The organism is Herbinix hemicellulosilytica, assembly GCF_002904165.1.
GTDB lineage: Bacteria > Bacillota > Clostridia > Lachnospirales > Lachnospiraceae > Mobilitalea > Mobilitalea hemicellulosilytica.
The window spans coordinates 1-13,317 of the sequence record NZ_CVTD020000003.1; the positions used below are offsets into that span (position 1 = coordinate 1).

Genomic DNA, 13,317 nt, shown 5'->3' on the forward strand with positions numbered 1-13,317 from the left:
AAAAAATAAAAAGCCATGGCAGGTTTTTCTTGACATTTCGGTAAATTTGAAATAATGTATAATTAATCAAAATGCAGAATAAATATAAATTTATTACATTGGAGGAAATAGTATGAATTTAAAGGGGAGAAGTTTTCTTACATTGAAGGATTATACTCCGGATGAAATCGAATATCTGATTGATTTGGCTGCAAAACTTAAAGAGAAAAAGAAAAAAGGCATTTTAGGAAACAGCCTGAAGGGAAAAAATATAGCCCTGATTTTTGAAAAACCATCAACCAGGACCAGGTGCGCATTTACCATAGGATGTATAGATGAAGGCGGGCATCCCGAATATTTAGGAAGGGATGATATTCAGCTTGGACATAAGGAAAGCATAGAGGATACGGCAAGAGTACTTGGAAGGATGTTTGACGGGATTGAATATCGGGGATTTGCTCATGAAAATGCGGAGATATTGGCAAAGTACAGCGGGGTTCCGGTATGGAACGGTCTTACGGATACTTATCATCCTACACAAATTCTGGCCGACTTCTTGACATTAAAAGAACAGTTTGGTAAGCTGAAAGGGCTAAAATTATTGTATGCCGGAGACGGACGCAACAATGTGGCAAACAGTTTGCTTATCGGCTGTACCAAAATGGGCATTGACATTACCATCCTCTCTCCCAAGTCTTTGTGGCCCGAAGGGGAACTTGTTAATATCTGCAAGGGATATGCCGAAGCTTCGGGTAGTATAATAGAAATAACGCAGGACTTGAACAGTGTAAAAGATGTGGATGCAGTATATACCGATGTTTGGTGTTCCATGGGTGAAGAGGCCCTGGCAGAAGAAAGAATTAAACTGTTAAAGCCTTATCAGGTAAATGATGACCTTCTTAAAAAGGTCGGTAAACCTAACACTATAGTGCTTCATTGCCTGCCGGCCGTTAAAGGGAACGAAATAACCCATGAAGTTTTTGAACGTTTCAGCAAAGTTATTTTTGATGAGGCCGAAAACCGAATGCATACAATAAAAGCCGTAATGGTAGCCACTCTTGGAAACGGGCAGGCATGATACGTAAATATTTTTATATGGCATAAGTACATAAGTAAGGCATATAAAACACGTAATAAATATAAGTGCGGATATATAAGAAACCATAAACTGCAAAAATATTAAACATACGGGTACCTGAATATTTACATCAGTATTTGGGTACCTGAATAATAAAGGAGATTTGTTTATGAACCGGGACAAGGTCGTTCTGTGCGCCAGCAGTGCTTACGACAAAAAATATTATTTTAATGAAGATTTTCAGATGCTTCCTGAGCAGATAAAAAAAGAATTAAAGATTATGTGCGTCCTTTATACGGAAGATGTGGGAGGCATTCTGGTTTTGGAATTTGATAATGACGGAAACCTGCTCTTTAGAGTGGAAGCGGACGAAGGAGACTATTTATTTGATGAAATAGGAAGCGGACTAAAAATAAAGGAATTGCAGAGGACCAAAAAAGAACTTCTTCAGTCCCTGGAATTGTTTTATAAAGTATTTTTCCTTAAGGAAAATATCTCCGAGATATTAAAAGAAAACCGGGAGGAAGCCTAATGATATTTGTTATAGATGTCGGCAATACCAATATAACTATGGGTGTTTTTGACAAAGATGAAATCATAGCAAAATTCAGGCTGACAACCCAGATTAACAGGACTTCGGATGAATACGGCCTGATATTGACCGACTTACTTAATATAAAAAAAGTAAGTATTGCGGCTATTGATACGGCTATTATTTCATCCGTGGTACCCAGGGTGATGTATTCCCTTACTTCTGCTATAAAGAAGTATCTGGGAGTAACTCCTCTAAATGTTGAAGTCGGAATAAAAACCGGAATTAAAATACCCATACCCAATCCCAAGGAAGTCGGTGCTGACAGGGTTGCTGATGCCGTAGGGGCATACGAGCTTTACGGAGGCCCTGTGCTTGTTGCTGACTTTGGGACCGCCAATAAATATGACTTAATTACAGAAGACGGATCTTTAATTGCCGCTGTAACCTGCCCGGGACTAAAGATGTCTGCCAATGCCATGTGGTCCGGTACGGCTAAATTGCCGGAAATAGAAATTGCTATGCCAGACACCATATTGGCAAAAGATACGGTTACCAGCATGCAGGCCGGACTCATATTCGGCTGCATCGGACAGACAGAATATATCATAAAAAAAATGCTTAAAGAAGCCGGTCTTGAAAAATGTAAGGTTGTGGCAACCGGAGGGTTTGGCAGAATAATAGCAAGCAATACGGATGTAATCGACATTTACGATCCCGATTTGCTACTTAAAGGATTAAAGATTATAGCAGAAAAAAATAAAAAGGTAAAATAACGGTAGGAGATACTAATGAGCTTTTATATAGGTAACGTTAAAATAGACGGGAAGTTGTGTCTGGGTCCGATGGCAGGGGTAACTGACCTGCCATTTCGTTTATTATGCAAAGAAAAAGGTGCTGATTTAGTTTATACGGAAATGGTAAGCGCTAAAGGGATTAAATACAATAACTCAAATACGATAAAACTGCTTGAAGTAAGCAAGGAAGAAAAACCGGTTGCCGTACAGCTTTTTGGGTCTGATCCGGATTTAATGGCTGAGGTGGCCAGGGAAATAGAGTATATGGATTTTGACATTCTGGATATAAATATGGGGTGTCCTGTCCCCAAAGTGGTAAATAACGGGGAAGGGTCAGCCCTGATGACCAATCCGAAATTGGTGGGGGAAATTATTTATAAGGTTTCAAGAGCTATAAAAAAGCCGGTAACGGTTAAAATCAGAAAAGGGTTTGACAAAAACAGAATCAATGCGGTGGAAATAGCAAAAATAGCTGAGCAAAGCGGAGCGGCGGCGGTAGCGGTCCACGCCAGAACCCGCGAAGAGTACTACAGCGGAAAAGCAGACTGGGAGATTATACGCCGGGTAAAAGAAGCTGTATCAATTCCCGTAATAGGAAGCGGTGATATTGTAACACCTCAGGATGCAAAAAATATGCTTAACCAGACCGGTTGTGACGGCCTGATGATAGCAAGGGCAGCCAGAGGTAATCCATGGATTTTTGCACAGGTTAAGGCATATCTAAATGAAGGAATATTAATATCTAAGCCTGAATTTGCAGAGGTTATGGATATGATTTTGCGTCATGCCCGTTTAATCGTAGATTATAAAGGGGAATATACGGGAATGCGGGAAATGAGAAAGCATGTCGCCTGGTATACGTCAGGCTATCCCGGTTCGGCTAAACTCAGGAGCAGGATTAACGAAATAGAAACCCTTACAGACCTTGAAATATTATTGAATGAATATTTTGACATGTTAAAATAACCAAAGGGGTTTAATAAATATACATTTTTGTGATTAAAATGACGAAAATTAATTAATTTTAAAAAAAGAGTTGATTTTTTCCGCTTTTGGAGTATAGTATATTTACTAAAAAGACAAATGTCTGCCATACAAAAACAGAGCGGAGGAATGACTATGGAAAAGTTGAGAGTTGGTATCCTGGGGGGTACCGGAATGGTTGGGCAAAGATTTGTGTCCTTACTTGAAAACCATCCCTGGTTTGAGGTGGTAACCATAGCCGCAAGCCCGAGAAGTGCAGGAAAGACATATGAAGAGGCTGTGGGTTCAAGATGGAAGATGAAAAGTCCCATTCCGGAAAAAGTAAAGAAAATTGTTGTAAAGAACGTCAATGATGTTTCGGAAGTATCCGAAGGCGTTGACTTTGTGTTTAGCGCCGTGGATATGACGAAAGAAGAAATAAAAGCTATAGAAGAGGCTTATGCAAAGACTGAGACCCCTGTAGTCTCCAATAACAGTGCTCACAGATGGACTCCAGACGTGCCAATGGTGATTCCCGAACTAAATCCGGAGCACCTGGACGTAATCGAATTCCAGAAGAAGCGTTTAGGAACAAACCGCGGGTTTATTGTCGTAAAACCGAACTGTTCAATTCAAAGCTACGTGCCTGCTTTGCATCCTTTAAGAAAGTTTAAGCCTACGGTGGTTGTAGCAACCACATATCAGGCTATTTCGGGCGCAGGCAAGAATTTTGACGACTGGCCGGAAATGGTGGATAATGTAATACCGTATATCGGCGGGGAGGAAGAAAAAAGCGAACAGGAGCCCTTAAGAATTTGGGGAAGGATTGAAGACGGCAAGATAGTAAAAGCCGAAAAACCGGTTATAACTACCCAGTGCATCAGGGTGCCGGTAACTGACGGGCATATGGCCGCTGTATTTGTAAGTTTTGAAAATAAGCCTCAAAAAGAAGAAATTATAAATGCATGGAACGAATTTGAGGGACTTCCTCAAAAGTTGGCACTTCCCAATGCGCCGAAACAGTTTATTAAGTATTTTGAAGAGGATAACAGGCCTCAGACGAGGTTTGACCGGGATTATGAAAACGGTATGGGAGTAACACTGGGAAGACTTCGCGAAGATTTTGTATATGACTACAAATTCATAGGCCTGTCGCACAATACCGTTCGAGGAGCCGCAGGTGGAGCACTTTTGATTGCCGAGCTTTTAAAAGCCCAGGGCTATATTACCAAGAAATAATTAATCAGAAAATATGTCTGTAATAATTACTAAGTATATATAGTATTAAATCAATCAAAGTTATTAATTAAGAAGTTTAATTGGTACAGAAGAGTGTCTAAATCCGTTTATGAAAGCAAATATAGCTAAAAGCCAATTTAAGTTAATAAGGTGTCAATTGCAAGAAAAAGACTGCCGCTATACTGGACGGCAGTTTTTTTTGGGGAAACCGTATTTTAATATAGAAACGGATAACGTTTTAAAATGGTTCTATAATAAATGTTGGGGTAAGTGAATCATTTAGTTCACAACCCCAGCATTTTAGTTTATAATAAAAAAACCTCCCAGTGCCAGTCAATAAGTAGACCACCAGGAGGTAAATAAATATGCTTAATAAGCATATCACATCTTTATTAAATTTGGAAGGTATTTTTGTAAAAAAAATCAACCACGCAGATAATTATTTAAAAATTTATATTGAAACAAAAGCCACAACACAGATTTGCCCTTGTTGTCATCAACAAACTAAACAGATACATGATTACCGTTATCAAAAAATTAAAGATTTACCTTTACAGTTCAAAGACTGCTATCTAATTCTTAAAAAAAGGCGGTATCGTTGTAAGTGTGGAAAACGTTTTTATGAAAAATATCCCTTTTTAGCTAGATATCAGCAACGAACCACTCGTCTTACTCAATACATAGCTAATGAATTACGAAATTCGGTTTCTATAAAAGCTGTTGCTGAAAAATCTAATGTATCTCATTCAACGGTCACTAGAATTCTGGATACTATTCATTATTCTAGTTTCCCTTTGAAAGATGCTATTGCTATTGATGAATTTAAAGGTAACGCTGAAACAGGTAAATATCAATGTATTATTGTTAATCCTAAAAAGAATTACATTATGGACATCCTACCTGACAGAACTCAATCTCATCTTTCTGCTTATTTTAGAGAAATGAATCGTAATGAAAGGCATCGGGTAAAATTCTTTGTTTGTGATATGTGGCAGCCATATGTTGATTTAGCTTATAGTTATTTTCCTAATGCTGTAGTAATTATTGATAAATATCATTTCATAAGGCATGTAACCTGGGCAATAGAAAATGTACGTAAAAGAATACAAAAATCCATGTCTCCTACTTTGAGAAAATACTACAAAAGAAGCCGTAAATTAATTCTTACCAGGTATTATAAGTTAAAGGATGAAGATAAAAAAGCCTGTGATCTTATGCTGCTTTATAACGATGATTTAAGGAAAGCTCATATGCTTAAAGAATGGTTTTATGATATTTGTCATAATGAAAAGTATTCTATTCAAAGAAAAGAATTATTTGAATGGATAAAGAATGCAGAAAACTCAGGCATTAAAGAGTTTAAAAAATGTGCAGCAACTTTCCGACATTGGTCAAAAGAAATACTAAATGCATTTAAATATGGCTTAACCAATGGTGTAACAGAGGGATTTAATAATAAAATAAAGGTACTTAAGCGTATATCATATGGTATAAAAAACTTTGAAAGATTTCGTACACGTATCTTACATTCTTGCAATTAAATAAAAATAAATATGACTGGCACGAGGTTTATTTGTCATGCCCAAAAACAGGTATTGGTGAGTCAATCATAAAAATAGGCTCTAAGCCTAGTGTTTTAGCATGATTCAAACATATCATACCCCAACACTTGACAAAGAGCCTTTAAAATCGTGCATATATAGAGGCTTATCATATGCGGCTTTATATAGGATCTATTTTTCGCTGAAAATATATCTGATAAATTCGATGGCATTCTTCTTGTACTTTGAATTTACTACGATTCCGATCAGGTAGGGCTCTTCGGTAGTAATGGAGTATTCCCTGAACAACTTTGTATCTGTTAAATATATACCGTAGGCGGATACTCTGGGATTGTCTTCGGTACTTGACAGATAAAACTTATCTGTAAGCAGGCTGTATAAATCCGTAGGCAATTGATCGGATAAGGGATCAAAAAATCCGAATTTAACATATTGAGAAAATTCCGACAAAGGGGCTATTATTAAATCGATTTCAGATGCGGCCAAATGATACGATAATACCTGGCGCATACCAACTTCATAGTCGGAAGTAGTATTAAAATAAAAATTATAATTCAGGAATATATCTTCCGTTTCAGGATCAAGTTCCAGATAATCGGTTAATTTATCTTTATATTCCGGCCAAACATCAATCGGTATAGGGTTGTTTACAATAGCCGCATACAGTATGGTTTCCGTCTTGGGTTTTAAAATTGTAATCACTGTGTATATTATAAGTATTATGGCAAGAACGATGGCTAAGCCGTGATATTTATAATATTCCCAGATATAATCAAACCTATCTTTCCAGGACATATTCTTTAATTTTTCTTTTTCGGACATTTGAGTGTTTTTTTGCTGGTAAATTGCAGCATCATCGCCCAGCCTGGTTTTTTTAGGCATAATTTCCTCCGTTTAATTTGCTTTTATTAATATAATTGTTTCCGGCTGATAGTTGTACAATTATTTTTATTTAGTAAATTAGCGGATAAAAACTTGCAAATTAGTTCTCTTGTCAGTGTATAGTTTACCATAAGCTTTAGCAGAAAAAAAGAAAATACTTATAAAAAATATATTAAAGATATTCAAATATTACAGTAAAAAAGGGTTTCAGATTATCTCTAAATATGGGATTTTAAATAAAAGACTTATTATTGAAATACTTAAACAGGTATAATATAATATGGCTATTGGCGGGTATAAATAATATGATAAGGAGGATATACCGAATGAAATACGGTTTTTTTGACGACTTGAATCGCGAGTATGTGATAACTACGCCGCTGACACCATATCCATGGATAAACTATCTGGGCTCACAGGATTATTTTGCATTAATATCCAATACTGCCGGAGGATATAGCTTTTACAAGGACGCAAGACTTCGGAGAATAACCAGGTATCGTTATAACAATGTCCCGCTGGATTTAGGCGGCGGAAAATATTATTATATAAATGATGACGGAGATGTTTGGTCACCGAGTTGGGCACCGGTAAAGAAAGATTTGGATTTTTATGAGTGCAGGCACGGCATGGGTTATACAAAGATAACAGGCGAATACGGGAAAGTAAAAGTAGGTATAACCTATTTTGTTCCTCTTAATACCAATGCCGAGATACATAAGGTTGTTGTTGAGAATAAATCGGAAAAAGAGAAAAAAATTAAACTTTTTTCATTTGTAGAGTGGTGCTTATGGAATGCTTTGGATGATATGACAAATTTCCAAAGAAACTACAGTACAGGTGAAGTCGAAGTAGAAGGGTCTGTAATATATCATAAGACTGAGTATAAAGAAAGAAGAAATCACTACGCTTTCTTTTCTGTCAACGCACCTGTTTACGGGTTTGATTCTGACAGAGAAAGCTTTATGGGAACATATAACGGTTTTCATAATCCGGATGCGGTATTTAAAGGAGTACCCACCAATTCGATAGCCGACGGATGGCATCCGATAGCTTCTCATTGTGTAGAAGTAAACCTTAAACCGGGGGAATCTAAAGTTTTAATATTCCTGTTAGGGTATGTTGAAAATGATCCCGAAGAAAAATGGGAAGCCAAGAATGTAATTAACAAAAAGAAAGCAAAGAAAATGATAGAAGCATTTTCTACCGAAGAAGCTGTCGACAAAGCCTTTGATGAGTTGGCTAAATATTGGGATGGCTTGTTGTCTAAATTTGTTATTGAATCCCATGATGAGAAACTTAACCGCATGGTTAATATATGGAACCAGTATCAGTGCATGGTAACATTTAATATGTCAAGAAGTGCATCCTATTTTGAATCCGGTATCGGCAGAGGAATGGGCTTCAGGGATTCCAACCAGGATATTTTAGGCTTTGTTCATCAAATTCCGGATCGGGCAAGAGAAAGAATTATTGATCTGGCATCCACACAATTGGAGGACGGTGGGGCATATCATCAGTATCAGCCTCTTACCAAGAAAGGAAACAATGATATAGGAAGCAATTTTAATGACGACCCGCTGTGGCTGATCCTTTCTACCGTTGCATATATAAAAGAAACCGGAGATTATTCCATATTGGATGTAATGACACCGTTTGACAACGACGAATCAAAGAGTACTCCTTTGGCCGATCATTTAAAGAGATCTTTTGACCATGTGCTTAACAACTTAGGGCCTCACGGACTGCCTCTTATCGGAAGGGCCGACTGGAATGATTGTCTGAATTTGAACTGTTTCTCATCCGAGCCGGGAGAATCCTTCCAGACCACAACCAATAAAGACGGCAGAGTTGCGGAATCCGTAATGATAGCAGGAATGTTCTGCCATATTGGTGAGGAATATGCAAGGCTCATGGAAAAGATAGGCAACAAAGAGGAAGCAGACCGTGCTTACAGGGAAGTAAAGAAAATGCGTGAGGTTATCATGGAGCATGCATGGGACGGTTCATGGTTCTTACGTGCCTATGATGATTTCGGCAGAAAAGTGGGAAGCCATGAGAATGAGGAAGGCCAGATATTTATCGAATCCCAGGGCTTTTGCATAATGGGAGGATGCGGGCTTAATGACGGCAAGGCTATACAGGCTTTGGATGCAGTAGAGGAAAGACTGGCGACCAAATACGGTATAGTCCTCCTTAATCCTGCTTATACCCGATACTATATTGAATACGGTGAAATTTCCACTTATCCCGCCGGTTATAAGGAAAATGCCGGTATCTTCTGCCACAACAATGCCTGGATTATGGCAGCAGAAGCAATTGTGGGAAGAGGCGATAAAGCCTTCGATTATTATACAAGGATCGCACCGGCATATGTGGAAGAACGTTCCGAAATTCACAGGCTGGAGCCTTATGTATATTCACAGATGATAGCCGGTAAAGATGCAAGACGCTTTGGAGAGGCAAAGAATTCCTGGTTAACAGGAACAGCCTCATGGAATTTTGTGGCGATTACCCAATATATTCTTGGTATAAAACCTGATTTTGACGGTTTAAAGATAGATCCCTGCATACCAAAGGCATGGGATGGATATACCGTTATCAGGCAGTACCGTGGAGATACTTACCGTATAAAGGTTAAGAATCCTAATCACGTTTCTTGCGGTGTATCCAAAATAACCGTAGACAATAAAGAAATATCAGGAAATATCCTTCCGCTGTTCGGAGACGGAAAGCTTCATGAGGTTGAGGTTATTCTTGGTTAGCGATTTATAAATTTAAATTTAATCATATATGGGGTTGTCTCAGACAGTTTAATCAGGTTTTGAGACAGCCTCATTATTACATGTAAAAAACAGAAACGAGGGTTATAATGAGAAAAACTTTAATTGTTTTACAGGGTCTTGTGATGACTTTTGCGGCATTTTATGCCGTTTCGCTGATTTATACGATTATTAATGAATTGTTTTTTCTGATAACAGGTGTTCGGGAAGTAAATCCGCAAGTAGACTATTGTCTTGTGGTACTGGCTGTTATGGTATCTATTATTATTTTAAATTTATGGTACAAAAAGTTTATGAGTATCAGGCATAGAGAACAGGTGGATTTAAAAAAGGTTTTTAAAATAAAATATATATTGGCTTATTTCGGAATCGGGACAGGGTGCCAGTTGTTTTTTTCAGGTATTTTGACCTTACTTAGACCGATGTTTGAAAGCCTGTTTGAACGGTATGATGAGACCATTGGATCTATTTTTATTTCAGATCCGGTTATTGCCGGGGTATATGTTGTTATATTGGCACCTGTTATTGAGGAACTGATGCTTCGAGGTATTCTTCTCAGACGTTTAAGGTTAGCACTGCCTTTTTATGCCGCCAATTTGATTCAGGCGGTAGTGTTTGGAATTTATCATTGGAATATTATTCAGGGTTTATATGCTTTTGGTATCGGACTGATACTGGGATATATATATGAGAAGACAAAGACACTTTGGGCATCTGTTTTTGTCCACTCGCTGATAAACGGTACCGGATTTCTTATACTGCAGCTTAATATCGGAATTCATTTATCAGTATATATGTCGGTAATATTAGGAGGTTTACTGCTCCTTAGCGGTCTAACAGGTTTTGTCTTGTTTTTTTATAGGGAAAAGAATAATAACAATACGGATAAGGGGAATATATTAATTTAAAATTTAAGTTTGTAGGTAATAAGTTACCCCGGAAATTTGTTTTTATAAAAATAGAGATGCTGCCTTACCCATATTTGGGACGGTAAGCTAATAGGACAAAATTTACTTATGTATTTTTAATTATTCATGTTTAAGTAAATCCTACCTATAGGAACATAATGCTGCTTTGAGCTTATGTAAAGCTGCAGCCTGAATTTGAAAGGAGGATATTATGATAGTAAAAGAACGGACATTAAAGATGGTGCAACTGGCAATGTTTACAGCCATAATCCTTTTGCTGGCTTTTACACCTTTAGGTTATATAAAGCTGTCATTCGGATTATCCGTAACATTAATAGGCTTGCCGGTCATAATTGGGGCAATAACCATCGGACCAGTCGGAGGAGCTGTTCTGGGAGCGGTCTTTGGTCTTACAAGTTTTGCCCAGGCTTTTGGACCGGATGTTCTGGGAGTTATACTGCTTGGCGAAAATCCCATAGGTTTATTTATTACGTGCCTGGTACCGAGGGTATTTATGGGTTTATTAACAGGCCTTATATTTAAATTATTAAAAAGAATAGATAAATCAAAATTTATAAGCTATGCGCTGACAAATCTGATAGGTTCGCTATTAAATACAGTTTTATTTTTGACTTCATTAATGATTTTCTTTTACGATACACTGATACGGTTAAATGTAGTTGAAATTAGCGGAAAAATCAACCCGTTTATGCTGGCGGCTGTTCTGGCAGGCTTTAATGCCTTGGCTGAAGCCCTTGTTTGCTTGGTTATAGGTACTGCAGTATCCAAATCAATTGATGTATTTGCTGCAAGAGCATAACCCTGTTAAAAAACTTTTTATATCCGATATATAAGGATTGATAAAATTACAAAAAATATAGATGATTAAAAAATTATAGGAAAGAGTACGATAAATAATAAAAAAATATTTGACAGACTTCGGACTATATGCTACAATATCTAAGCTGTAACAATTTAATAATGTGTAATAAAGAAGAGTATCCATCTCTCACCCATAGCGTAAATTTAAACATTTACTGTGACCGGGTTATTATGAAGTTGCCAATTATACACAATTGGCATTGTATGTATTTAGCATAATATCAACAGGTTTAAGCAGGTGGATAATCTCTGGATTATCCACCTTTAATTGTATATGAGTTTATCATCTTTATATATAAATAAAGATTTGATAACGGAAACTGTAAATGTGATATAACCTATGGAGGTGTAGTACTATTAACGATTTAATGATCAATGAACAAATCAAGGATAAGGAAGTCCGCGTAATTAATGAGAACGGAGAGCAGCTGGGTATTATGTCAGCTAAGGAAGCCCTGAAACTGGCAAGAGAAGCAAATCTTGATCTGGTTAAAATTGCTCCCATGGCAAAACCGCCTGTATGTAAAATTATTGACTATGGCAAGTACAGATATGAACAGGCCAGAAAAGAAAAAGAAGCCAAAAAGAAGCAGAAGATTACCGAAGTAAAAGAAATCCGCTTCTCTCCCAACATTGGTGATAACGATCTGAACACGAAAGCAAATATGGCCCGGAAATTCTTAAGCAAGGGAGATAAAGTAAAAGTAACCTTGCGTTTCCGCGGACGTGAAATGGCACATACGGCTGCTTCAAAAGTTATCCTTGATAATTTCTATGCGAAGCTGGAAGATATTGCAGTGATAGAGAAACCGGCTAAGCTGGAAGGAAGAAACATGACTATGGTCTTATCAGAAAAACGTTAAAAAGTAAACAGCAATTTTAAATACACCACGCCAGTAGTATTAAAACCTGCACAGGCAGTATTTATATACACCGGCAGGTTGATGCTGCATCGGCGGTATTTATTCTGCATTAGCAGGATATATGCTGCGATAAGCAGAAATAAGCTGTACTAATAATAAGGAGGAAATATCATGCCTAAATTAAAAACAAACAAATCGGCGGCAAAGCGTTTTAAGAAAACGGGAACCGGTAAATTAAAGAGGATGAAGGCTTACAAGAGCCATATCTTAACAAAGAAATCCGCTAAAAGAAAGAGAAATCTCAGAAAAGCAGCTATAACTGATGCGACCAATGTAAAAAACATGAAGAAGATCTTACCATATCTGTAAGGATTGGTTATAAGGAGGAATAAAAATGGCAAGAGTTAAAGGCGGATTGAACGCTAAAAAGAAACATAAAAGAGTATTAAAACTGGCTAAAGGTTATAAAGGAGCCAGATCAAAGCAATATAGAATTGCAAAACAGTCTGTTATGAGAGCGCTGGCTTCATCTTTTGCAGGAAGAAAACAGCGCAAGAGAGATATGAGATCTCTTTGGATTGTAAGAATTAATGCTGCAGCAAGAATGAACGGCTTATCCTATAGCAGATTCATGCACGGCTTGAAGTTAGCCAATATTGAAATCAACAGAAAGATGCTTTCAGAGATGGCTGTTAATGATGCGGAAGGCTTTAAAGAACTTGCCGAAGTAGCAAAATCCAAATTGGCGTAAGAACTGAAAAATATAATAAAATAACGGATAAATAAATGAGCTGTATTCTGCCGGGCAAAAGCCTGGAAGAGTGCAGCCTTTTTATTTTGGGCTCTTTG

The 13,317-nt window shown here is 37.4% G+C and carries 13 protein-coding genes; 12 read left to right on the forward strand and 1 reads right to left on the reverse strand.

The annotated features are described in order from the left end of the window. The first annotated feature begins 112 nt into the window (after positions 1 to 112). From argF to HHT355_RS00225, 6 genes are all read left to right on the forward strand, one after another. The gene (gene argF / locus HHT355_RS00200; protein WP_103201448.1) at positions 113 to 1,057 is read left to right on the forward strand and encodes an ornithine carbamoyltransferase; all 945 of its coding nucleotides are present in this window, start codon (positions 113 to 115) and stop codon (positions 1,055 to 1,057) included. A 169-nt stretch (positions 1,058 to 1,226) separates the two neighbouring features. After that, complete coding sequence (locus HHT355_RS00205; protein ID WP_103201449.1) at positions 1,227 to 1,589, forward strand: DUF6145 family protein; 363 nt, start codon at positions 1,227 to 1,229, stop codon at positions 1,587 to 1,589. Then, the gene (locus HHT355_RS00210) at positions 1,589 to 2,365 is read left to right on the forward strand and encodes a type III pantothenate kinase (RefSeq protein WP_103201450.1); all 777 of its coding nucleotides are present in this window, start codon (positions 1,589 to 1,591) and stop codon (positions 2,363 to 2,365) included. The genes HHT355_RS00205 and HHT355_RS00210 overlap by 1 nt, the downstream gene beginning before the upstream one ends. Positions 2,366 to 2,380: 15 nt before the next feature. Then, positions 2,381 to 3,352: a tRNA dihydrouridine synthase DusB gene (gene dusB / locus HHT355_RS00215; protein ID WP_103201451.1), complete on the forward strand. Its 972-nt coding sequence runs from the start codon at positions 2,381 to 2,383 to the stop codon at positions 3,350 to 3,352. A 153-nt stretch (positions 3,353 to 3,505) separates the two neighbouring features. Further along, positions 3,506 to 4,588, forward strand: a complete 1,083-nt coding sequence (gene asd, locus HHT355_RS00220) for an aspartate-semialdehyde dehydrogenase (protein WP_103201452.1) — start codon at positions 3,506 to 3,508, stop codon at positions 4,586 to 4,588. Between the two features lie 365 nt (positions 4,589 to 4,953). Then, positions 4,954 to 6,129, forward strand: a complete 1,176-nt coding sequence (locus tag HHT355_RS00225; protein ID WP_103201453.1) for an ISL3 family transposase — start codon at positions 4,954 to 4,956, stop codon at positions 6,127 to 6,129. A gap of 192 nt (positions 6,130 to 6,321) precedes the next feature. Here HHT355_RS00225 and HHT355_RS00230 read toward each other — a convergent pair whose 3' ends face one another. Further along, a complete protein-coding gene (locus HHT355_RS00230; protein WP_103201454.1) occupies positions 6,322 to 7,032 on the reverse strand; it encodes a hypothetical protein in 711 nt (236 codons plus the stop codon). A 326-nt stretch (positions 7,033 to 7,358) separates the two neighbouring features. Here HHT355_RS00230 and HHT355_RS00235 point away from each other — a divergent pair, with 326 nt between their 5' ends. The 6 genes from HHT355_RS00235 (at position 7,359) to rplT (ending at position 13,219) form a co-directional block, all read left to right on the forward strand. Beyond that, the gene (locus tag HHT355_RS00235; RefSeq protein WP_103201455.1) at positions 7,359 to 9,797 is read left to right on the forward strand and encodes a GH36-type glycosyl hydrolase domain-containing protein; all 2,439 of its coding nucleotides are present in this window, start codon (positions 7,359 to 7,361) and stop codon (positions 9,795 to 9,797) included. Positions 9,798 to 9,904: 107 nt separating this feature from the next. After that, complete coding sequence (locus HHT355_RS00240; RefSeq protein WP_103201456.1) at positions 9,905 to 10,723, forward strand: CPBP family intramembrane glutamic endopeptidase; 819 nt, start codon at positions 9,905 to 9,907, stop codon at positions 10,721 to 10,723. A 211-nt stretch (positions 10,724 to 10,934) separates the two neighbouring features. Continuing rightward, on the forward strand, positions 10,935 to 11,543 hold the full coding sequence (locus HHT355_RS00245) for an ECF transporter S component (RefSeq protein ID WP_103201457.1): 609 nt from the start codon (positions 10,935 to 10,937) through the stop codon (positions 11,541 to 11,543). Positions 11,544 to 11,973: 430 nt separating this feature from the next. Continuing rightward, on the forward strand, positions 11,974 to 12,468 hold the full coding sequence (gene infC / locus HHT355_RS00250; RefSeq protein WP_103201458.1) for a translation initiation factor IF-3: 495 nt from the start codon (positions 11,974 to 11,976) through the stop codon (positions 12,466 to 12,468). Positions 12,469 to 12,639: 171 nt separating this feature from the next. After that, positions 12,640 to 12,837 (forward strand): 50S ribosomal protein L35, encoded by a 198-nt coding sequence (gene rpmI, locus HHT355_RS00255; protein WP_103201459.1) that lies wholly within the window; start codon positions 12,640 to 12,642, stop codon positions 12,835 to 12,837. A gap of 25 nt (positions 12,838 to 12,862) precedes the next feature. Continuing rightward, positions 12,863 to 13,219, forward strand: coding sequence for a 50S ribosomal protein L20 (rplT, locus tag HHT355_RS00260; RefSeq protein ID WP_103201460.1), 357 nt, complete (start codon positions 12,863 to 12,865; stop codon positions 13,217 to 13,219). Positions 13,220 to 13,317 lie beyond the last annotated feature (98 nt).